The 20,625-nt window shown below is 68.6% G+C and carries 18 protein-coding genes; 10 read left to right on the top strand and 8 right to left on the bottom strand.

Annotation, left to right across the window (positions count from 1 at the left end):
• Positions 1-19: 19 nt before the first annotated feature.
• From GA0070624_RS16375 to GA0070624_RS16395, 5 genes are read left to right on the top strand one after another with little or no spacing between them, the layout of a single operon-like run.
• The gene (locus tag GA0070624_RS16375) at positions 20-2,017 is read left to right on the top strand and encodes a tripartite tricarboxylate transporter permease (RefSeq protein ID WP_091342056.1); all 1,998 of its coding nucleotides are present in this window, start codon (positions 20-22) and stop codon (positions 2,015-2,017) included.
• Entirely contained in the window at positions 2,014-3,567 is a 1,554-nt protein-coding gene (gene tcuA / locus GA0070624_RS16380; RefSeq protein WP_176731723.1) for an FAD-dependent tricarballylate dehydrogenase TcuA, read from the top strand. The genes GA0070624_RS16375 and tcuA (GA0070624_RS16380) overlap by 4 nt, the downstream gene beginning before the upstream one ends.
• Positions 3,560-4,615 (top strand): NAD(P)-dependent oxidoreductase, encoded by a 1,056-nt coding sequence (locus GA0070624_RS16385; RefSeq protein WP_091342061.1) that lies wholly within the window; start codon positions 3,560-3,562, stop codon positions 4,613-4,615. Before tcuA (GA0070624_RS16380) ends, GA0070624_RS16385 begins: the two co-directional genes overlap by 8 nt.
• Positions 4,612-5,145: an AbrB family transcriptional regulator gene (locus tag GA0070624_RS16390; RefSeq protein WP_176731724.1), complete on the top strand. Its 534-nt coding sequence runs from the start codon at positions 4,612-4,614 to the stop codon at positions 5,143-5,145. The genes GA0070624_RS16385 and GA0070624_RS16390 overlap by 4 nt, the downstream gene beginning before the upstream one ends.
• A complete protein-coding gene (locus GA0070624_RS16395; RefSeq protein WP_091342063.1) occupies positions 5,142-5,663 on the top strand; it encodes an AbrB family transcriptional regulator in 522 nt (173 codons plus the stop codon). The genes GA0070624_RS16390 and GA0070624_RS16395 overlap by 4 nt, the downstream gene beginning before the upstream one ends.
• Positions 5,664-5,671: 8 nt before the next feature.
• Here GA0070624_RS16395 and GA0070624_RS16400 read toward each other — a convergent pair whose 3' ends face one another.
• Positions 5,672-6,442: a GntR family transcriptional regulator gene (locus GA0070624_RS16400; RefSeq protein ID WP_218105164.1), complete on the bottom strand. Its 771-nt coding sequence runs from the start codon at positions 6,440-6,442 to the stop codon at positions 5,672-5,674.
• 95 nt (positions 6,443-6,537) lie between these two features.
• Between GA0070624_RS16400 and tcuA (GA0070624_RS16405) the strand changes: the two genes are divergently transcribed.
• Positions 6,538-8,025 carry an FAD-dependent tricarballylate dehydrogenase TcuA gene (gene tcuA / locus GA0070624_RS16405; RefSeq protein WP_091342065.1) on the top strand — a complete coding sequence of 496 codons (1,488 nt, stop codon included), beginning with the start codon at positions 6,538-6,540 and terminating at the stop codon, positions 8,023-8,025.
• A 59-nt stretch (positions 8,026-8,084) separates the two neighbouring features.
• Positions 8,085-8,504, top strand: a complete 420-nt coding sequence (locus GA0070624_RS16410) for a universal stress protein (protein ID WP_091342067.1) — start codon at positions 8,085-8,087, stop codon at positions 8,502-8,504.
• A 184-nt stretch (positions 8,505-8,688) separates the two neighbouring features.
• On the opposite strand, the gene GA0070624_RS16415 is transcribed toward GA0070624_RS16410, so the two are convergent.
• On the bottom strand, positions 8,689-9,774 hold the full coding sequence (locus GA0070624_RS16415; RefSeq protein WP_091342069.1) for an isocitrate/isopropylmalate dehydrogenase family protein: 1,086 nt from the start codon (positions 9,772-9,774) through the stop codon (positions 8,689-8,691).
• A gap of 74 nt (positions 9,775-9,848) precedes the next feature.
• Here GA0070624_RS16415 and GA0070624_RS16420 point away from each other — a divergent pair, with 74 nt between their 5' ends.
• Both GA0070624_RS16420 and GA0070624_RS16425 read left to right on the top strand, forming a co-directional pair.
• The gene (locus GA0070624_RS16420; protein ID WP_091342071.1) at positions 9,849-10,628 is read left to right on the top strand and encodes an electron transfer flavoprotein subunit beta/FixA family protein; all 780 of its coding nucleotides are present in this window, start codon (positions 9,849-9,851) and stop codon (positions 10,626-10,628) included.
• An 11-nt stretch (positions 10,629-10,639) separates the two neighbouring features.
• A complete protein-coding gene (locus GA0070624_RS16425) occupies positions 10,640-11,602 on the top strand; it encodes an electron transfer flavoprotein subunit alpha/FixB family protein (protein ID WP_091342072.1) in 963 nt (320 codons plus the stop codon).
• A gap of 891 nt (positions 11,603-12,493) precedes the next feature.
• On the opposite strand, the gene GA0070624_RS16430 is transcribed toward GA0070624_RS16425, so the two are convergent.
• The 3 genes from GA0070624_RS16430 to GA0070624_RS16440 all read right to left on the bottom strand — a co-directional run bounded on the left by GA0070624_RS16430 (position 12,494) and on the right by GA0070624_RS16440 (position 16,146).
• Positions 12,494-13,309 carry an IclR family transcriptional regulator domain-containing protein gene (locus GA0070624_RS16430; protein WP_091342074.1) on the bottom strand — a complete coding sequence of 272 codons (816 nt, stop codon included), beginning with the start codon at positions 13,307-13,309 and terminating at the stop codon, positions 12,494-12,496.
• A 249-nt stretch (positions 13,310-13,558) separates the two neighbouring features.
• Complete coding sequence (locus GA0070624_RS16435; RefSeq protein ID WP_091342076.1) at positions 13,559-14,860, bottom strand: MFS transporter; 1,302 nt, start codon at positions 14,858-14,860, stop codon at positions 13,559-13,561.
• 83 nt (positions 14,861-14,943) lie between these two features.
• Positions 14,944-16,146 (bottom strand): CaiB/BaiF CoA transferase family protein, encoded by a 1,203-nt coding sequence (locus GA0070624_RS16440; protein ID WP_091342078.1) that lies wholly within the window; start codon positions 16,144-16,146, stop codon positions 14,944-14,946.
• A gap of 130 nt (positions 16,147-16,276) precedes the next feature.
• Between GA0070624_RS16440 and GA0070624_RS16445 the strand changes: the two genes are divergently transcribed.
• Positions 16,277-17,062 carry a citryl-CoA lyase gene (locus tag GA0070624_RS16445; protein WP_218105166.1) on the top strand — a complete coding sequence of 262 codons (786 nt, stop codon included), beginning with the start codon at positions 16,277-16,279 and terminating at the stop codon, positions 17,060-17,062.
• A gap of 1,701 nt (positions 17,063-18,763) precedes the next feature.
• On the opposite strand, the gene GA0070624_RS34780 is transcribed toward GA0070624_RS16445, so the two are convergent.
• The 3 genes from GA0070624_RS34780 to GA0070624_RS16460 all read right to left on the bottom strand — a co-directional run bounded on the left by GA0070624_RS34780 (position 18,764) and on the right by GA0070624_RS16460 (position 20,482).
• On the bottom strand, positions 18,764-19,135 hold the full coding sequence (locus GA0070624_RS34780; protein WP_176731725.1) for a hypothetical protein: 372 nt from the start codon (positions 19,133-19,135) through the stop codon (positions 18,764-18,766).
• Positions 19,136-19,444: 309 nt separating this feature from the next.
• Entirely contained in the window at positions 19,445-19,687 is a 243-nt protein-coding gene (locus tag GA0070624_RS16455) for a hypothetical protein (protein WP_091342082.1), read from the bottom strand.
• Positions 19,688-20,077: 390 nt separating this feature from the next.
• Entirely contained in the window at positions 20,078-20,482 is a 405-nt protein-coding gene (locus GA0070624_RS16460; RefSeq protein ID WP_091342084.1) for a hypothetical protein, read from the bottom strand.
• Between the last annotated feature and the right edge of the window lie 143 nt (positions 20,483-20,625).

The following is a 20,625-nucleotide window of genomic DNA, read 5'->3' on the forward strand; positions in this document are numbered from 1 at the left end:
CACCTGAAAGGCCCCTTCCATGTTCGACGCCGCGCTGAGCGCGCTGGGCGCACTACTCGACCCCTCGTTGTTCCTCCTACTGGCCTGCGGGGTGCTGGCGGGCCTGGTGATGGGCATCATCCCGGGTCTCGGCGGCACGGGCGCGGTCGCCGTGCTGCTGCCCTTCGCGTTCATCCTGGAACCCCAGCAGGCGCTCGCGCTGATCATCGGAGCGGTCGCCGTCGTACACACCTCCGACACCATCTCGGCCGTGCTGATCGGTGTGCCCGGTTCTGCGTCATCGACGGTCACCCTGATGGACGGCCACGCCATGGCCAAACAGGGGCAGGCCGCCCGCGCGCTCTCGATCGCCTTCCTCTCCTCCATGGCCGGCGGCCTGCTCGGGGCCATCGGACTCACCCTGTCGATCCCGATCGCGCGGCCGCTCGTGCTGGCCTTCGGCTCGCCTGAGCTGTTCATGTTGACCATCCTGGGCATCAGCCTCACCGCGACACTGTCCCGCGGAAACATGATGAAGGGCCTGCTGGCCGGCGCCCTGGGCGTACTCCTGGGCCAGGTCGGCGGTGCTCCCGCGGCGGCCGACTACCGCTTCACCTTCGACTCGCTGTTCCTCCAGGAGGGCCTCGACCTCGTGGCCGTGGCGCTCGGGATCTTCGGCCTCGCCGAGGTCGTGCACCTCGTGGCGCGTCGCGGCGCCGTCTCCGAGGTGTCGGGCATCGGCGGTGGCTGGCGGGTGGGCATCCGTGACTTCTTCACCCACTGGACCCACGTGATCCGCGGAGCGCTGATCGGCATCTGGGCCGGCGTTCTCCCGGGCGTGGGCGCGACGGCCGGCACCTGGATGGCCTACGGCCAGGCCGTGGCGTCGTCGAAGGACAAGCGCAAGTTCGGCAAGGGCGACCCGCGGGGCATCATCGGACCGGAGAGCGCGAACAACTCCGTGGAGGCGGGCGACCTCATCCCCACGCTCCTCTTCGGTATCCCCGGTGGCGCACCGGCCGCCCTGCTCATGGGAGCGCTGCTGCTGTACGGCGTCGAGCCGGGCCCCCGCCTCATCACCGACCACCTCGACCTCGTCTACACGATCGTGTGGTCCTTCGCCCTGGCCAGCGTCCTCGGTGCCGCCCTCTGCTTCGGGGTGAGCGTGCCGCTCGCCCGGCTCAGCAGCGTCCCGTTCCCGATCCTCGGCGCCGGTCTCGTCGTCATCATGTTCGTCAGCGCCTACCAGGAGCCGCAGCAGTTCGCCGTCCTGCAGGTCATGCTGCTGCTGGCGCTGCTGGGCTGGCTGATGAAGGTCGGCGGGTTTCCCCGGGCGCCCTTCCTCATCGGCTTCGTGCTGAGCATCCCGATGGAGCGCTACTACTTCCTGACCGACCGCCTGTACACCACCGGCGAATGGCTCAGCCGCCCCGGGGTTCTGATCATGATGGCGGTGCTCGTCCTGCCGCTGCTGCTGGCGCTGCGCCGGAAGCTGGCCCGGCCGAAGGTGGAGGCGCCCGAAGCCGGTGCCGAGGACGGTCAGCACCTCGACGACGAGGACGAAGGCCCGCAGGCCGGCGCCCTCGACAAGAGCCTGCTCCCGGTCGGGCTCGCCGCGGTGTTCCTCGCCCTCTTCGCCGGCGCGCTCGTCCTGAGCGCCGGCTTCAGCGAGCGGGCGGCGCTGATGCCGCGCATCATCGCAGTGGTCGGCATGCTGCTCGCGGCGGGCGTGGTCGCCACCGAACTCCGCACCCGCCGCAGGACCGGGCAGCGGGCTCCCGCCGACTGGCGCGGTCAGGTGGCCAACGTCGCGGTCGCCTTCGGTTGGCTCGTGGTGTTCCTGGTGTTCGTCTACGTCGCGGGCACCATGATCGCCGCTGCGCTGTTCATCCCGCTGTTCCTCTGGCGGGTGGGCAGGTGGCAGCCGCTCAAGATCGTCATCTACACGTTGGGTGTGCTGGCGGCGTTGTGGGTGCTGCACCAGTACGCCGAGATCTCGCTACCGGTCGGTCTCTACACCCCGGAGGTCCTCAAGTGACATTCCTCGAAACGACGTCGGTGGGCAGCGCCGAGACAGCGGATCACGTCGCCGACGTCGTGGTCGTCGGCGCCGGCAACGCGGCTCTCGTCGCAGCGCTGGCCGCGCACGAGGCGGGAGCGCGAGTGCTCGTGCTGGAGGCGGCCCCGCAGGAACTCCGCGGCGGCAACAGCCGGTTCACGGGCGGCATCTTCCGCATCGCCCACGATGGTCTGGCCCATCTGCTGCCGTTGCTGACGGATGAGTCGCGGGGGTGGTCGGAGAAGGTCTCGGTCGGTCCCTATCCGGCCCAGCGGTACCGCGACGAGATCTCCACCACCACCGACGGACGTGCGGATTCCGACCTCGTCGACATCCTCGTCGGCCAGTCCTACGAGACTGTTCGCTGGATGCACGAGCGCGGGGTGCGGTGGGAACTGAGCGTCGGCAAGCTGATCGACCCGGCGAAGCTGCCGGAGGGCGAGGCCTATTCGTTGCCGCCGGGCGGCGCGCTGCGTGCGGCAGGCGAGGGCGTGGGACTTGTCGAGGACCTGTTCGGCGCGGTCGAGCGGGCCGGAATCGAGGTGTGGTACGACGCGCCGGTGGTCGACCTGATCATGGACGGCTCCTCCTGCCAGGGCGTGATCGTGCGACGTCCCACCGGCGACGAGCGGGTCTACGGGACGGTCGTGCTGGCGTCCGGAGGCTTCGAGTCGAACCCCGAGATGCGGCAACGGTGGCTCGGGCCCGGCTGGGACCTCGTCAAGGTCCGGGGGACGCGATTCAACCTGGGTGTTCCGCTGGAGGCCGCCCTGCGTCAGGGCGGCCAGCCGTTCGGGCACTGGGGAGGCTGTCACGCCGTTCCCCTCGACGCGGACGCCCCACCGGTCGGCGAGCTGAAGATGACCGACAAGTACAGCAGGTACAGCTACCCGTACGGGCTCATGGTCAACGCCGAGGCGCAACGCTTCGTCGACGAGGGAGAGGACGAGGTCTGGCTGACCTACGCCAAGACGGGGGCCGCCGTCCGAGCACAGTCGCGGGCCTGGGCGGCGCAGATCTTCGATCAGCGTACGGTGCACCTGCTGGAGCCCCGGTACAGCACCGGGGTGCCCGTCGAGTCCGACACGATCGAGGGGCTCGCGGAAAAGCTCAACGTGGATCCCGACCGCCTTCGGCAAACGGTCGATGCCTTCAACGCGGCGTGCTCCGACGGTTCCATCGACCCCTTCCGCAAGGACGGGCGCGCCGCGTGCCCGGCGGGACAACCGCCGAAGTCCAACTGGGCACAACCGCTGGACCGGCCGCCGTACGTCGCCTACACGGTCACCTGCGGCATCACGTTCACCTTCGGGGGTCTGCGCATCGACACGGATGCGCGGGTCCACGACCTCGCCGGTCGACCGATGCCCGGGCTCTACGCCACGGGCGAGATCACCGGAGGGTTCTTCTACCACAACTACCCGGCGGGAGCGGGGCTCGTACGCGGTGCGGTCTTCGGTCGAATCGCCGGCGAGGCCGCGGCCCGGCAGGCGGCGCAGCGGAGGGCGGAGGCGGCGCGGCGTGGGTAGTGGATCGAGCGTCGACCGCCCGCGCCTGCTGGTCCTGGACGACCGCGAGGGTCTCGTCGCCGCGGCACCCGGCACCGCCGCGCTGCGCGAGCTGTGCGAGGTGTCGATCCTCGACCGGCCGCTGGCCGAGGTGCCCGACGCCGACCTGCGCGACGTGCGATTCCTCCTCGCGATCCGGGAGCGGACCCGGCTCGACGCCGCCACGTTGGCCCGGTTTCCCGCGCTCGAACTGCTGCTGCAGACGGGCGGACACGCCTACCACGTCGACCGGGACGAGCTGCGCCGGCGCGGGATCGTCACCGCGTTGGGCCGGCGGGCCCAGGTGGTCCGAGCCGCCATGCCCGAGCTCACCTTCATGCTCGCCATCGCCTGCCTGCGCCGGCTCGGCGAAGCGTCCCGTCAGATGTCCGCGGGGGAGTGGGCGCCGCTGACCGGTCGGCTGCTCGCCGGCCGGCGGCTGGGCATCCTTGGACTGGGTCGGCACGGGCGCAACGTCGCCCGGCTCGGGCGGGCGTTCGGGATGGACGTGGTCGCCTGGGACAGAGCGGGCGAGGACCGGGGGACGGGAACGGCGCGTACCGGTGTCGACGGCGTCCCCCTGCTGCCGCTGGAGGACCTGCTCCGAAGCACCGACGTGCTCACCGTGCACCTGCGACTGTCCGACCAGTCGCGGGGGCTGCTGGACCGCGCGCGGCTGCAGTCGATGAAGCCGCGGTCCGTGCTGGTGAACACCGCCCGAGGGGCCATCGTCGACGAGGACGCGCTCGTGGAGGCACTGCGGGACGGCCCGCTCGCCGCGGCTGGCCTGGACGTCTTCACCGAGGAGCCGCTTCCCGCGAGCAGTCCACTCCGATCGCTGCCGAACGCGGTGTTGACGCCGCACCTCGGGTGGACGGTCGAGGAGGTGTTCACCGAGTTCGCGGCCATCGCCGCCGACCAGGTGCGCGACTACCTCGGGGGAGTGCTGTGGCGGGACGAACTCCTCGATCCCGACATCCAGCCGGCACCCGGCCGGGCCGGCGGACTGGCGGAGGCCGGGTCGTCGTGAGCGCGCCCGGTGATTCGGCCGGCAGGTTCGGACGATTCCTGCCGCCGGGGCTCCCGGCGCTGCTCGGCGGACTGGCCGGCGGCACACTCCTGACGCTGTTGCACGTGCCGGCAGGGGGCATCGTGGGAGCGGTTGCTGGCAGTGCTGCGGTGTCGACTGTCCGGGCCCGTCCGCCGGTGCCCGCCCAGGTCCGGCTGATCGGCATGATCCTGCTCGGTTGCGCCGCGGGGATCCGGCTGCAACCGCAGACCCTGCAGACGCTGCTCCACCTGGCCGTCCCGCTCTTGGCCTCCGTCGCCGCCATGCTGCTCGTCGACGGGCTGCTCGCCGCCCTGCTCACCAAGAAGTACGGGATCGATCCCGTCACCGCGCTGCTGGCCTGCGCACCGGGCGGAGTCAGTGAGATCGCCGTGGTCGCCGAGCAGGTCGGCGCGCGAAGCGGGATCGTCATCGCCGTGCACGTCGTCCGGGTGCTGATCGTCGTACTCGTGGCGCTGCCCCTGCTCATCGCGATCCTGGGGCCGGCATGAGCCTCCCCGCCCTGTTGGGACTGTTCGCCAGCGGCGCGATCGGCGCGGTTGCCGGGCGCCTGCTGCGCCTACCCATGTGGGCGCTCACCGGAGCGATCCTCGGCTCGGCCGCCTTTCAGTTGACCATTGGCGGTGCCGGAGGGCTGCCGTGGTGGTGGGCCTTCATCGCGCAGATCGCCGTCGGCAGCGCGGTGGGCTCCCGCCTGGGGCCGTCGGTCCTGCAGGACTTTCGGGCGATCCTGGTGCCGGGGATCACCGCGGTGCTCGTCATCATCCCGGCCGGGATCGGTGTCGGCCTCGCCATCTGGGCCACCGGACGAGCGGGTCTGGTCGAGTCCGTGTTCGGCATGGTGCCCGGTGGCGTCGGTGAGATGGTCGCGGCCGTGGCGGGCCTGGGCGGCGACAGTGCCCTCGTCGCGGGCATGCACTTCGTACGCCTGCTCGTGGTGATCACCGCACTGCACTTCGCGGTGCGGTGGCTGCGCCGCGACGGAAAGGGCGACGGACCCGCCGAATGATGGGCCGGTCAGGAACCCAGCACCAGCGCGAGGCGGACGTTGCGCGCCTCATGCATGTGCTTCTTCGCCGCCGCCTCCGCGGCGTCCCCGTCGCGAGCGCGGATCGCGTCGATGATCGCCTGGTGCTCGGCGAGGACGGCCTGCGGTCGACCCTGCTTGGCGAAGGTGCTCACGGGGAGACGACGCACGGCGTGCTCGACCTGGGTGAGGAATCGTTCCAGGTAGGGGTTGCCCGCGGCGGTTCGCAACAGACGGTGGAACTCGAGGTTCTCGCGGGCCAGTTCCGCGGTGTCGCCGTCGGCGACGGCCAGCGACAGGCGCTCCTGCGAGGCCTCCAGCCCGGCCAGCAGCTCGGGGGTGCAACGCACGGCCGCCAGGCGCCCGGCGACGCCTTCGAGGTTCTCCCGCACCACGTACAGGGCGAGGATGTCCTCCAGCGACAGGCTGGCCACGACCGTCCCCTGGTGGGCGGTCTTGATGACCAGGCCCTCGTCGGCGAGCCGGCGGAGGGCCTCCCGGACGGGCGTGCGACTGACCTGAAGCGTCCGGGCCAGCTCGTCTTCCCGTAGCCATGCGGACGGCTGCAGCGCACCGTCGAGGATGGCCTCCCGGAGGGCGTTGGTCACCGCGTCGGTCGTCCCGCCCCACGACGGTGCGTCGCGCAGGTACCGCGCAAGGTCGGCCTCCGCAGCCGAGGCGCTCCGGCCTCGCGTCCGGGGGGCGGCCTGGTCGGACGTCCGCGGCGCCTTTGCCGCGCGCTTGCGTTGCGTGCTCTCCACCCGGTCAACAGTACTGGACGCGGGTCGACTAGTGAATCCAAATCCTCTACGATTGAATACAACTTGCATTCGCGTTGGAGACAGCGGAGGACGGGATGACGGCTCAGCGCCAGGTGATCGTGGTCGGAGGTGGCAACGCGGGTCTGTGCGCCGCGCTGTCGGCCCGGGAGCAGGGGGCGGCGGTGACGCTCCTCGAGCGGGCCCCGCAGGAAGCGAAGGGCGGCAACAGCACCTTCACCGCGGGCGCGATGCGGGTCGCGTACGACGGGGTCGACGACCTCATGACGCTGATGCCGGACCTCGACGAGTCGCAGCGGGCCATCACGGACTTCGGCTCCTACCCGAAGGATGCCTTCCTGGACGACCTCGCCCGGGTCACCGAGTACCGCACCGACCCGGAGCTGGCCTCGCTGCTGGTCGAGGAGAGCCTGCCGACGCTGCAGTGGATGCAGCGCAAGGGCGTTCGGTTCCTGCCCATCTACGGCCGGCAGGCCTTCCAGGTCGACGGGCGGTTCAAGTTCTGGGGCGGCCTGACGGTGGAGGCGTCCGGCGGCGGGCCCGGCCTGGTGGACGCACTGACCCGGGCGGCGCTGGACGCCCGCGTGGAGATCCGGTATGGCGCCCGGGCGCTCTCGCTGATCGCCGATGACGAGGGTGTGCACGGCGTACGGGTTCGCCAGGACGGGCGTACCGCCGAGCTCGCCGCCGACGCCGTCGTGCTGGCCAGCGGTGGCTTCCAGGCGAACACGGAGATGCGCGCCCGCTACCTCGGTCCGAACTGGGACCTCGCCAAGGTGCGCGGGACGATGTACGACACCGGGGACGGCATCAAGATGGCGCTCGAGATCGGGGCCAGCCCGGCGGGGAACTGGTCCGGTTGCCACGCCGTGGGCTGGGAGCGCAATGCCCCGGAGTTCGGCGACCTCGCCGTCGGCGACCACTTCCAGAAGCACAGCTACCCGTGGGGAATCATGGTCAACGCCCACGGCCGCCGCTTCGTCGACGAGGGCGCGGACTTCCGCAACTACACGTACGCCAAGTACGGCCGGGTCATCCTGGAGCAGCCGCAGCAGTTCGCCTGGCAGATCTTCGACGCCAAGGTGACCCACCTGCTGCGGGACGAGTACCGGATCCGCCAGGTGACGAAGGTCAAGGCCAACACCCTCGAAGAGCTCGCCGACAAGCTCGAAGGGGTGGACCCGGAGGCGTTCCTCAAGGAGATCGCCGCCTACAACGCCGCGGTCGACGTCGACACTCCGTTCAACCCGAACGTGAAGGACGGACGAGGAACCCGCGGCCTGGAGGTGCCGAAGACCAACTGGGCCAACCGGATCGACGAGGCGCCCTTCGAGGCGTACCAGGTGACCTGTGGGATCACCTTCACCTTCGGCGGCCTGCGGATCGACACCTCTGCCCGGGTGCTGGACACGGATCTGAAGCCCATTCCCGGACTCTTCGCCGCCGGCGAACTCGTCGGCGGCATCTTCTACTTCAACTACCCGGGCGGCAGCGGCCTGACGAACGGCTCGGTGTTCGGCAAGATCGCCGGACGCGGTGCCGCCACGGCCGCGGCTGCGGCCTGACCGACCTGACCGGCAACGGAGCAGCTGGCTGAGATCGCGAACGAGGAAGGATCGGAACCGTGACCGTTGTAGTGGGGTACCTCCGTTCGCCCGAGGGACGAGCGGCGTTGCAGCGAGGAATCGAGGAGGCCAAACTACGGGGCGCCCGGCTGGTCGTCGTCAACGTCTCCGGTGAGCATGCGCACGTCGGCGGGGATTTCGACCCGAATCTGGAGCTGGCCGACTCCGAGCTGAACGGGCTGCGCGAGCAGCTTGAGCGCGAGGGCGTGGACCATGAGGTCCGCCGGCTGGTGCGCGGCCGGGAAGCGGCGGACGAACTCGTGGACGTCGCCGAAGAGACCGATGCCGACCTCATCGTCATCGGTCTGCGCCGCCGCTCGGCGGTGGGCAAGTTCCTCCTGGGCAGCAACGCCCAGCGAATCCTGCTCGATGCCAACTGCCCCGTCCTCGCCGTCAAGGCGGCCGCCCGGCAGTCCTAGCGGGAGCGGGCAAGGGCGTACTGGCCGCGACAGGACCGGAAGAACCCGGCCTGTCGCGGCCAGTCGGCTTGTGACGCCCGCTCGACGGCCTGACCGGGACCCGCGGCATCCGTGTGGCGGAGGGCAGGGAAGGTGGAGCAGGACCACACGGGGGCTGACGTCGCGGGACGCCAGCCCCTGGCGCTCAGAGACGTTCGACGACGGCCCGGGTGACGCCGCGGGTGCCACAGGTCGGCTGCCCTCGCTCGTCGATCTCGACGGCGCCCTCGGCGTACGCCGCCGCGACCGCCCGCCGGATCCGCTCCGCGGCGGAGTGCTCGCCGAGGTGGTCGAGCAGCATCGCCGACGACAGCACCTGCGACGTGGGATTGGCGCGGTCCTGGCCCGCGATCCCCGGTGCGCTGCCGTGGATCGGCTCGAAGTACGCGGATGCCCTGCCGATGTTCGCCGACGGGCACATCCCGAGCCCGCCCACCGTGGCCGCACCGAGGTCGCTCAGGAGATCGCCGAGAAAGTTCTCGGTGACGATGACGTCGAAGTGCGCCGGGTCGGCCACAAGATCGTGGGCCGCCGCGTCGGAGTAGCGGTAGTCGCGCTCGATGTCCGGATAGTCCGCGGCGACCTCGTCGTAGACCCGGCGGAAGAAGGCGAAGCTGCGGAGCACGTTGCTCTTGTCCACACAGGTCACCCGCCGTCGGCCGTCGGCCGGGGCGCCGGAGCGCGTCCGTGCGAGCTCGAAGGCGAAGCGAACAATGCGCTCACAGCCTTCCCGCGTCACCATCAACTGGTCGGCGGCGGCCCGCTCGTTGCCCACCCCCGCGCCGCGGGACAGGTAGAGGCCTTCGGTGTTCTCCCGGACGATGACGTAATCGATCTGGCCCGGCTCGAATCGCACCGGTGTCCGGACGCCGGGCAGGAGTCGGATGGGCCGGACGTTGGCGTACGTGTCCAGCCCGAGGCGAAGGACGCCCCCCAGCAGGCCGGCCTCGGTGCCGTCTGCCTTACGGACCTCGGGTAGCCCGACGGGTCCCTTGAGGGTCGCGTCGTACTCCGTGCGCAGCCGGTCGAGAGCCTCCGGCGGCATGGCGTGGCCGGTCTCGCGGTAGGTGGCCGCCCCACCCGGCTCGGTGGAGAAGTGAAGCTCCAGGCCTTCCCGGTCCGCCACGGCGGAGAGCACCTCCACCGCACTGTCTACAAGTTCGGGGCCTATGCCGTCGCCGCGGATCACCGCTATCCGGCGAGGGGGTGAGGGCTGCGCTGGAAATGGCATGCAACTAGTATGCAATACGGCTGAGATGCGGCCTGACGCGGTATGCCGCGGGCAAGGAGGGTGGTCGAAGCGCGATGAACATCGTCGTACTCGTCAAGCAGGTGCCCGATTCGGGCGCGGACCGCAACCTGCGTTCTGACGACAACACCGTCGACCGCGGTTCGGCGAACAACGTCATCAACGAGATGGACGAGTACGCCATCGAAGAGGCGTTGAAGATCAAGGAGGCGCACGGCGGCGAGGTCACCATCCTGACCATGGGTCCGGACCGGGCGACCGAGTCGATCCGCAAGGCGCTCTCCATGGGTCCGGACAAGGCCGTGCACGTGGTGGACGACGCGCTGCACGGCTCGTGCGCCGTGGCCACCTCGAAGGTCCTGGCGGCCGTGCTCGGTCAACTGGGCGCGGATCTGGTGATCTGCGGCGCCGAGTCGACCGACGGCCGGGTTCAGGTGATGCCGCACATGATCGCCGAGCGGCTGGGCGTCGCCGCGCTGACCGGCGCGCGCAAGCTCACCGTGGACGGCGCCACGCTGACCATCGAGCGGCAGACCGAGGAGGGCTACGAGGTGGTCACCGCCTCGACCCCGGCCGTGGTCTCCGTCTGGGACACCATCAACGAGCCGCGCTACCCGTCCTTCAAGGGCATCATGGCCGCCAAGAAGAAGCCGGTGCAGACGCTCTCCCTGGGTGACCTCGGCGTCGCCCCGGCCGAGGTGGGCTTCGACGGCGCGACCAGCGCCGTGCTGGAGCACACCAAGCGGCCGCCGCGCTCCGGCGGCGCCAAGATCACCGACGAGGGCGACGGCGGCGTGAAGCTGGTCGAGTTCCTCGCCACCGAGAAGTTCGTGTGAGAGGTCTGGACATGTCTGAGGTTCTCGTCGTCGTCGAAGCCACCCGGGAATTCGGCGTCAAGAAGGTCACCCTGGAGATGCTCACCCTCGCCCGCGAGCTGGGCACCCCGGCCGCGGTCGTGCTCGGCGGCGCCGGCGCCGCGGAGGCGCTGAGCGCCAAGCTGGGCGAGTACGGCGCGGAGAAGATCTACGCGGCCGAGAGCGAGGAGATCGACGGCTACCTGGTGGCGCCGAAGGCCACCGTGCTGGCCGACCTGGTCAAGCGGGTGCAGCCGGCCGCGGTGCTGCTCGCCTCGTCGCAGAGGGGCAAGGAGATCGCCGCCCGCCTGGCGGTCAAGCTGGACAACGGCATCCTGACCGACGTGGTCGCCCTGACCGCGGACGGCACCGCGACGCAGGTCGCGTTCGCCGGCTCCACCATCGTCCAGTCCAAGGTGACCCGGGGGCTGCCGCTGGTCACCGTCCGGCCGAACTCGGTCAACCCGGCCCCGGCCCCGGCCACCCCGGCCGTGGAGCAGCTCACCGTGCAGGTCGGCGACGCCGACAAGCTGGCCAAGGTCGTCAACCGGGTCGCCGAGCAGAAGGGCACCCGCCCCGAGCTCACCGAAGCCTCCGTCGTCGTCTCCGGCGGCCGCGGCGTCGGCAACGCCGACAACTTCAAGCTCGTCGAGGAACTGGCTGACCTTCTCGGCGGTGCCGTCGGCGCCTCCCGCGCCGCGGTCGACTCCGGCTTCTACCCGCACCAGTTCCAGGTCGGTCAGACCGGCAAGACCGTCTCCCCGCAGCTGTACATCGCGCTCGGCATCTCCGGCGCGATCCAGCACCGGGCCGGCATGCAGACCTCGAAGACCATCGTCGCGGTGAACAAGGACGGCGAGGCCCCGATCTTCGAGCTGGCCGACTTCGGTGTGGTGGGCGATCTGTTCAAGGTCGTCCCCCAGGCCACCGAGGAGATCCGCAAGCGCAAAAGATGAAGCGGCCCGGCTCACACGGGAGAGAGCCGTCCAGACACCGGACGATTCTCTCGTGTCGCGGTGATCTTTTCGGCGACGAGGAACCGGTACACGTCGGTCCGATTTACGGTCCCAATCGGCCTCAAGCATGCTCACCGCCACCACTGCAGCCCGACCTAATTTCCCGCTTGGGGCCGGGGGTCGGGGAGCACGGTGGGAGCAGTCGGGTGCGCTGAACGGCATTGACCGGCATACAACGGCGCTGAACGGCACTCAACTGCACCCACCCCGACCTGCGGTTCCACGTTTCCGCAGGTCCGGGCGGGTGCAGCGTCCTGCTTCACACGGAGTGTTCAGCCGCATTGGGCAGCTGTCGACGGCACTCTATGTCGCCTGGTAGGGGAGTATCCGGAGGTCAAGGCGGTAAGGAGTTCCAGACTGCTTTTGCCTTGCAGGTGGGTGCAGATTGGGTGCACGTTGGCGAAGTGGTCACCGCGTCCGAAGTGCTCAACAGTGGCGGACGGCTAATGGCGCCTTGACCTGCGACGATGTGCGCGAGCGAGTTGGCGTGACCTCCCAGAGAAGACCGAAGTGGTCACCCGCCCGACGACTGGACGCCGAGCAACTTCAGGTAGCGAGTGGATGGCTGAGGCACGCCGGCGATGCGGCCCGGGGATAGGCGGAGGTCTCTGCGCGCGTCTGTCTCTCAGTCCGCAGCCGTCCTACTCTCTGGGAGATCAATCCCAGCCGCACCGCTCTGACCAGGCGTTCCTGTTCGCTGACCTCTTCGGCGAGGCCGAAGAGTTCAGGCTGCCTGTCACTGCGATGGTTCGTCTCGGGCCGCTGCGTCACTGGTGATTGGCTTGGTGTCCACTGCTGCCGGGGTGGCGGCTACCGCCGAGCGGCGCCGAATCAGTCAGCCAGGAAAGCCCGCGACGAATCGAGGCCAAGCACAGCGTGCGTCAGCACGGGATGTTGACGAAGCGCCGAAGTGATCTGAGATCGAGCCTTCGCCAGCACGTCCCGTCGTGTCTCGAGCATGTCCTTCAGGCTCGTGCGATGGGGAGATGTCGAACAGTTGACGGCTGCAACCGCGTTCCCTGAGGAATCGAGGAGGGGCATCGCGACCGAGACAACGCCGTACGTCAACTGCTCGTCGGACCCCGCAATCCCAGTGACGGACGCCGTTCGGATCGCCTTCCTGATCAGCTCGGGGTCGACCACGGTCTTCGCCGTCAGCTGTGTGAAGTCAGTGGTGCCAAGAACTCTGTCCACCAGGTCGCTCGGCGATCGCGAGAGGATCGCGCGGCCGAGGGAAGTCGCATAGGCGGGGTAGCGGGTGCCAATGGTGGGCGTTAGTTGATAGGAACGCTTGGCGGACACGGATGCCACGTAGAGGACATCCGTGCCGTCGAGCACTGCAACCGAGGCGCTGTCGCCGGTCGCATCCACCATTTCCTGCAGGAACTGCTGCATGACTTCTTGCATGCTGACCGAGGACAAGAAAGCCTCGCTGAGGCGAAGCACTCTCGGAGTCAACAGAAAGCGCCGCTCGTGTCTGGTGACGAAACCAAGCTCTTCGAGAGTCAGGAGGCAACGTCGCGCAGCCGCTGGCGTGACGTCAACCGCCTTTGCGACCTCGCTGACGGTCATCTCAGGTCGCTCGCGGTTGAACGCTTGAAGGACCGCCAAACCTTTCGCAAGAGATCCGATGAAGTCAGAGGCCACGTCCCGCCTCCTTTCCTTGGCAAGTGACTCTTGAAGGGTCAGCCATTATGACCTACCGCTTCTTCGGGCAATGGTAGCCGGGTGCAGGTCTTGTAGATCATCGTGGTCCGGGTCGTTGACGCGCCGGACGGCACCCTGGCCTGGTAATCCCGAGCACGGCGGCGGGCTGGCTGGCTCCTTTGCAACATGTCAGCTGCCGCGTGAGTGAGGGGCCGATGCGAACGGGCCCCTCACTCACGGTGGGGATCGCTAGCGGACCTTGACGGCAGGGCTCGAGAACGCGCCGGCATCCGCGCCACGCGGGGAGTTGTCGGCTGCCGGCCGCACCAGGCGCGCACCTACAACACCCAAGAGGCTTGTCAGAACGATCCAGCCAGCGACGGCGTACCAGTGCCCGGTGCTGGCCAGAAGGCTGGCGGCGATCAACGGCGAGAGCCCGCCGCCGATGACACTGCCGCCCTCACGCCCGATGGAGGTGCCGCTGTAGCGAACCTTTGCACCGAACATGGTCGTGAAGTAGCCGGGCTGAATTGCGTCGTTGGCCGCGTTGACCCCCGCGATCATCACCAGAAGCGTGAGGATGATGATGGTTGTCGACTTGGTGTCCAGCGCCATGAACATCGGGAACGCAAGGAGCGCGGAGGCCACCAGGCTGCCCACCATGATCTTGGTGTAGCCAATCCGGTCGGCCAGCGCTCCCCAGGCCGGGGCCGCGATCGCGGCCGCAACGGAGCCGATCATGAGAGCGGTGAGGGTCACTGACTTTGACACGCCGAGCGTGACCGTCGCGTAGGAGAGACAGAAGACGGAGATGATGTAGAAGCTGGTGTTCTGGCCGAGCCGCATCAGGAAGATCGCAAGAATGTTCCGCGGGTTCTCCTTCAAGGCCTCGAGCACCGGAGCCTTGGACCGACGCTGCTGCTGCTGCATCTCCTGGAACTCGGGGGTCTCCGGCACCTGGCGGCGGATGTAGAGCCCGACCAGCACCAACAGCAGGCTCAGAAGGAACGGGATTCGCCAGCCCCACGACAGCAGCTGGCTGTCGGTCAGGAGCTTGTCGAACACGAGGAAGATGAGGCTGCCGATGATGAGGCCGACGTATACCGCTGCGGAGATGAAGGACCCGAAGAAGCCCCGGCGGTTCTGAGCGTGCTCAAGGGTCAGCAGGGATGCTCCGCCCCATTCGCCACCCGTGGCGAGTCCCTGGATGATGCGCAGGACCACCAGCAGGACCGGCGCGGCCACGCCGATCTGGCCGTAGGTCGGGAGAAGGCCGATGCCGGCGGTACCCAGACCCATCACGAGCAGGGTCGCCAGAAGTGCCCTACGGCGTCCGAAGCGGTCACCGATGTGGCCCGAGATCACCCCACCGATTGGACGGGCGACGAAGCCCGTGGCGTAGACGCCGAACGACAGGAGAGTGCCGACCGTGGGGTCGTCCTTGGGGAAGAACAGGTGGGGAAACACCAGCGCTGCCGCGGTGCCGTAGAGGAAGAAGTCGTACCACTCGAGGGCCGTCCCGAGCGATGCCGCACCGACGACTCTTCTCATCTTTGAAGTAGTCACTGCCGTTGCTCCTTGGGGGTGTGAATCGGTGTGTGGGGGAATTTCACGGGCTGAGAGTCCGGGCCCGGTCACCTGGTAACGCGGGCCTCGGGCGTCCGTTGAAGCTCGGCCCGGACTTCCGCGTCGTGCTCTCCGAGCGTGGGAGGCGGCTGGATCTGATCTTGGATCTGCCCATCGAAGCGATGTGGGGGTCTGATGGACCGCACCTCGCCCTCAACCTGATGCCTGGCGACGGTGTGCAGGCGTAGGTGCTTGAACTGGGGGTCGTCAAGTGCCTCGTCGAGCTCAAGGACGGGTGCGTGGGGGACGTCGTTGAGGACGAGGCACTCCAACCACTCGTCTCGAGATCGAGTGGCGAATTTGGCCTGAAGCTCCACCCGCAGCGCCTCGTGATGCCGCACCCGCGCCTGATGATCGGCGAAGCGCGGATCGTCGGCGAGGTGCGGCATGTCCACCGCGGCGAGCAGGCCCAGCCAGAACTTCGGCGGGGAGGACAGATGAAGGGCGATGAGGGAATCGTCCCCGCACCGCATGGCAAAGCTCTGAGAAACCGCGGCGCGCCCAAAGGGACCCGGGTTCGTCCCGGACCCGAAGAGACTGTTGAAGGGCTCGATGAGGAAGTGGCTCATCGCCTCGAGCATGGAGATCTCCACGACGTGACCGAGACCGTCAACGGATCGCCGGACGAGCGCAGCGAGGACACCTTGTGCCGCGTACAGTCCGGTCACGGCGTCCGCAGCCGCGGGGCCAGTGATCTTGGGCTGGTCCGGGTCCAGCGTCAAGCTCAACATCCCGCTGTAGGCCTGGGCCACCGTGTCGTACGACGGCCGGTCCGCATACGGGCCGTCGGCGCCTAACCCGCTGATGGCGCAGTAGATCAGCCGCGGGTTGATCTCCAGGAGCCGGTCGTGGTCAACGCCGAGACGAGCCGCCACGCCGGGACGGAAGTTGTGGATGTACACGTCTGCGGTCCTGATCAGCTCGTCCAGCACCGCCTGGTCCTCGGCGTCACGGTTGTCGATCGTGATGCTGCGCTTGTTCCTGTTGAAGGCGCGGAATGTGGGCGCGTACATGGTGCCGTCGTACGAGCGGAACACGTCCCCGGAGCCGGGCCGCTCGACCTTGATGACGTCCGCCCCCATGTCGGCAAGGAGCATCGCTGCGTAGGGGCCGGTGATGAACGCCCCCTGTTCGACCACCCGGATGCCCTCAAGGGGCAGCGGATGCCCACTCCGTGGCCCGGTGGGTGCTGGGTGAGGAGAGGGAATCATCAAATTCGGTCCAGTTCTACTCAAGGTCTTCGCATAGCGCAAACTCCTGCGCTATGCGAAGCTACGTACACGCGGGCGACCCGTCAAGAGGTTGCGTTGGGGTCCACCGACCACTGGAAGGACTGAAACTGTGGCGTCGAAGGCAATGCGGACCGGTATCTCGCGGGTCTCCCCCGACCGCGTGGTGGTCAGGGGATTCGACCTGTCGTCGGAGCTGATCGGGTCGACCAGCGCGGCCGAGTACTTCTACATCCTGCTCACCGGGGCACGACCGTCTCCGGTCCAGGTGCAGATGCTGGACGCTTGCATCGTCGCCTTGGCCGAGCACGGCCTGGTGCCTTCCGTCCAAGCGGCACGCATGACGTACGCGTCGGGCCCGGAGGCGCTGCAGGGCGCCGTGGCTGCAGGACTCTTGGGCTGCGGGTCCGTGATCTTGGGCAGCTCCGAGGACACGGCGAAGGTACTGCGGCAGATCGTCGAAGACGCCGAACGGTCAGGCCAGACGCCTGACAATGTGGCCTTGAAGATTGTTGGTGAGCTTCGTCAAGGGGGGCGGCACGTTCCCGGCGTGGGGCACCCCGTGCACCGGGAAAGCGACCCCAGAGCGGAAGCCCTCTTGGCACTGGTGGACCGGCTTGGCGCAAAGGGCCCACACGTGGAGGCGGTAAACGCGCTGGTCGCTGCTGTTGAACACGTGTACGGCAAGAGGCTGGCGCTCAACGTCTCCGGGGCGATCCCGGCAGTTCTGCTGGACGTCGACTTCCCGCTTGAGGCCATGAAGGGGGTGCCCTTGATCGGCCGGACGATGAGCCTCGTCGCCCACCTGCTCGAGGAGAGAACCGAGCCCATCGGCTTCGGCCTGGCGGCTGCCGCCGAACAGGCCATTGAACACGTTCAGCCGGTGCGGCGCTCGTAATCCAGCGGGTCGGCCACCCCCAGGTGGCCGACCCACTGGCCGCGCAGCACGGCCGGTGCGCGACGTCGGTTCATCAACAACCGGCCGAACCGATTGTGAGGCGCCGACTCCACGGATGCGGCGCGCGACTGTGTTGACGGAGGGCCCGGTCAGTGCCGGACGATGGGCGGTTGCGGGGAATCATGCTCCTCGAATGCGGCGAAGGCGAGCAGGTCGGCCACTTCGTCGATGTCCTCGTTGAGTCGGCTGGTCGCGACGCGGAGGCAAAGGCGTGTGCGGGCCGGAGAAGTAGCGGCCCTGCAGCGGCTCAGCGACCGAAGCCGCCTGCCGTGGGGCCCAGGATTGGGGAGCGAGATGGGAGCAGGCGGGTGCACCGAACGGCAGTCAACCGCACCCAACGGCACCGAACAGCGCTTAACGGCAACCACGCCCACCTGCGGATCAATGTTTGCGCAGGTCAGAGTCGGTGCAGCGTCCTGCTTCACACGGAGTGCTCAGCGGTTTTGCGCAGCAGTCGACGGTCCTCCATGTCGCCTGGCAGGAGAGTATGTGCAGGTCAGGGCGGTAAGGAGTCGCCGGATGGCCTGGCCTTGCATGTGGGTGCAGATTGGGTGCAGGTTGGCGAAGTGGTCACCGCGTCCGAGTGCTCACCGAGACCGGAAAAGGGACGGCGCGCTGACCTGCGGCGATGTGGGAGAGCGGACCGGCGTGACCTCCCAGAGAACACCGAAGAGGTCAAGCTTCGCTGCTCCCCGCTTGGCTGGTGTCGATAGTCGTCTGGATCCCGCCGACGCCAGCTACCAGGGTCTCACTGCATCGACGTGGGTCTCTGGATGGCGCCGTGCTGGCGTCGGCATGGATCCTGAAAGCTGGGACTTGAATCCCACCAGCAACCCTCTACGGCTGCTGCCCATGAGCGACACGGACAAAGACATCGAAATTCTGACGCTGCGCCACCAACTCGCCATCCTGCAGCGCCAGATCGACAAGCCCCGCCTCACGCCGCCCGACCGGGCGTTCCTCGCCGCCCTCCTGCACCGGCTACCGAGGCCGACGCTGCGACAACTGCAACTGATCGTCTCCCCCGACACCGTCCTACGCTGGCACCGCGACCTGCTCCGTCGCCACCACGCCAACGCATCCCGCCCGAAACGGCCAGGCCGACCGCCCACCCACCGCCGCGTCCAGACCCTCGTCCTGCGCCTGGCCCGGGAGAACCCGACCTGGGGCTACCGGCGAGTCCACGGCGAACTGGCCGTGCTGGGCGTCAAGGTCGCCCCCTCCACCGGATGGGAGATCCTCCACCGCAACGGCATCGAGCCCGCACCCCAACGCGACCACCAGACCTGGGCCACTTTCCTCCGCGGCCAAGCGCACGCGATCCTCGCCGCCGACTTCTTCGAAACCCGCACCCTGACCGGCGCACGCCTGTACGTCTTCGCCGTCATCGAACACGCCACCCGCCGCGTCCGCGTGCTCGGTGCCACCGCCCATCCCACCGCGGCCTGGACCACCCAACTGGCCAGGAACCTGGTCATGGACCTCCAGGACACCGGCGCCACGGTGAGGTATGTGATCCGCGATCGCGACAGCAGGTACACGGCTACGCTCGACGCGGTCTTCCACAACGAAGGCATCGCCATCGTGAAGACAGGTGTCCGCGTACCACGGATGAACGCGATCATGGAACGCTGGGTGCGCTCATGCCGAGCCGAACTCCTCGACCGCACCTTGATCCTGAACCAGGCCCAGCTTCTCCACGCACTCCGCGAGTACGAGACCTTCTACCCGCTTCGCGCCGGTGGCCCGGTCGATCGCGATCAGGTGGGCGTGCGATCCGACGCCGGCGTAGATGGTGGTCTCGTCGACGGCGATGCTGCGGACGTACTGCTCCCCGGGGACCGCCACGCCGTAGTCGCGCTGGGTGCCGGTGGTGGGGTCGTAGGAGAAGACCCGCCCGCCGGGGTAGGTGCCGCCGTAGCCGACCCCGTCGGGCGCGGTGTCCAGGGCCCAGATGTACCGGTCGGGGGAGACGTCGGCGACCTTGGTGACGGCGGTGCCGGTGGTGTCCACCCGGTACAGGTCACCGGGTTCGTACGTGCCGACGTAGAGGTCCGTGCCGACACTGGTGGTGGCCCAGGCGCCGCCGCCGGTCGTCAGTTCGTACCGCTGGTTCTTCGGCGTGAGCGGGCCCCGTCGGTACGGCGAGGGCCAAGGCGGTCAGGGCGAGGACGGCGGTCAAGGTTCTGCGTCGCAACAGGCCCTCCGGTGAGTGGCAGGGGTAATTCCGGTCCGGACTGTAATCCACCACTAGCCCATCACACCAGTGTCGTCACGTCGAGCCCTCAACCTCGGGGGGCCTCGTCCGTGCCGAGGTGAAGGTCATGCCGGCGTCGTCCAGCCACCGGCATCGTCGAAGATCGCGTTGTACATGCCCATACAACCCTCGTCGAAGACGCCGATGATCGCCTTTTCCCGGACCAGCTGGGCGGCCAGCGCCCGATCGAGTTCGACCTCGGGATCGTCCGGCAGTGGGGGCAGATCGCGGACATGGCTGGTGTCGTGGACGGTGCCGGGTGTCGCCTTGGGCGGGTCGGCCAACACGGGCAGCGTGTACCTGGTCATGGGGCGACTCCTTCATCGCGTCACGCTTCAGCCGGAGATCGACTGGGGGGTGGACATGAGACGCGCCTGACGGGCGGCGAGCGCGTGGGCTACCCCTTCGAACTCGCGTACAGCTCGCGGTACAGCCCGTACAGCTCGTCGTATTCGCCGGCGAGCTCTGGCCGGGGCTTGCGGATCTCCTTGATGGGGTTCCACGCCTCGATCAAGATGGCCCAGACCGTTTGGGCGGCCAGAAAGGCGGCCCCGTAGCTCGCACCGACGGTCTGTGGCGGGATCGGCCGGGCACGGCCGGTGATGTCGGAGCTGATCTGCGTCCAGAGTCAGCCCTGAGTGCCACCGCCGACGGTGACGATGCGCCGGATGTCGCCGCTGGCCGCCTGTACGGCAGCATCACCAGCCCCTGGCGCCCGGACCGGAGAGTTCGGCCAGACGCAGCAACTCGGGAAAGTCGGGTGAGCCGAACAGGTCGCGCAGCCAGGCCGTGATCGCTCCGGAGGTCGCCAGACCGCCGGCGAGATTGAGGTCCCGGGCTCCGGTCACCGCCGCCGCCTCCGCCGTCACGCGGCCGGCAACGTCCCCAGGATCAACTCCGGCGCGATCGCCGTGGCCCACGGCAGGTACCAGTCCCGGTTGTCTGTGTCGTAGAGCGGTGTGCACTGGCTGGCGGAGTTGCTGGTCGAGCACGTACTGGTCGGTGAGCTGGAAGGCGAGCCAGGAGCTGGGCATGAAGAGGCGACGGGCGCGCTGGAGCAACTCGGGTTCGTTGTCCGCGACCCAGGCGGGGGCCCATGCCACTCACCCCGACGGCGACCACATCCGCTTCACCAGGGCCAGCAGTGGGCGACTGGGGGCGACGAATTCGTGCCACCAGATGCCGACGTCCACACCGAGGACGGCCGCAACCTTCATGGGCGTGACGCCGGTTGCGTGCACGGTTA

The sequence above is a fragment of the Micromonospora rhizosphaerae genome (assembly GCF_900091465.1).
In the GTDB taxonomy this organism is placed as follows: domain Bacteria; phylum Actinomycetota; class Actinomycetes; order Mycobacteriales; family Micromonosporaceae; genus Micromonospora; species Micromonospora rhizosphaerae.

What these genes read in the sequence shown, in the direction of transcription:
- GA0070624_RS16375 (WP_091342056.1), top strand. Translation starts at nt 20, where the DNA reads ATGTTCGACGCCGCGCTGAGCGCGCTGGGCGCACTACTCGACCCCTCG.
- GA0070624_RS16435 (WP_091342076.1), bottom strand. Translation starts at nt 14,860, where the DNA reads ATGAGAAGAGTCGTCGGTGCGGCATCGCTCGGGACGGCCCTCGAGTGG.
- GA0070624_RS16420 (WP_091342071.1), top strand. Translation starts at nt 9,849, where the DNA reads ATGAACATCGTCGTACTCGTCAAGCAGGTGCCCGATTCGGGCGCGGAC.
- GA0070624_RS16395 (WP_091342063.1), top strand. Translation starts at nt 5,142, where the DNA reads ATGAGCCTCCCCGCCCTGTTGGGACTGTTCGCCAGCGGCGCGATCGGC.
- GA0070624_RS16455 (WP_091342082.1), bottom strand. Translation starts at nt 19,687, where the DNA reads ATGACCAGGTACACGCTGCCCGTGTTGGCCGACCCGCCCAAGGCGACA.
- GA0070624_RS16415 (WP_091342069.1), bottom strand. Translation starts at nt 9,774, where the DNA reads ATGCCATTTCCAGCGCAGCCCTCACCCCCTCGCCGGATAGCGGTGATC.
- GA0070624_RS16440 (WP_091342078.1), bottom strand. Translation starts at nt 16,146, where the DNA reads ATGATTCCCTCTCCTCACCCAGCACCCACCGGGCCACGGAGTGGGCAT.
- tcuA (WP_091342065.1), top strand. Translation starts at nt 6,538, where the DNA reads ATGACGGCTCAGCGCCAGGTGATCGTGGTCGGAGGTGGCAACGCGGGT.
- GA0070624_RS16425 (WP_091342072.1), top strand. Translation starts at nt 10,640, where the DNA reads ATGTCTGAGGTTCTCGTCGTCGTCGAAGCCACCCGGGAATTCGGCGTC.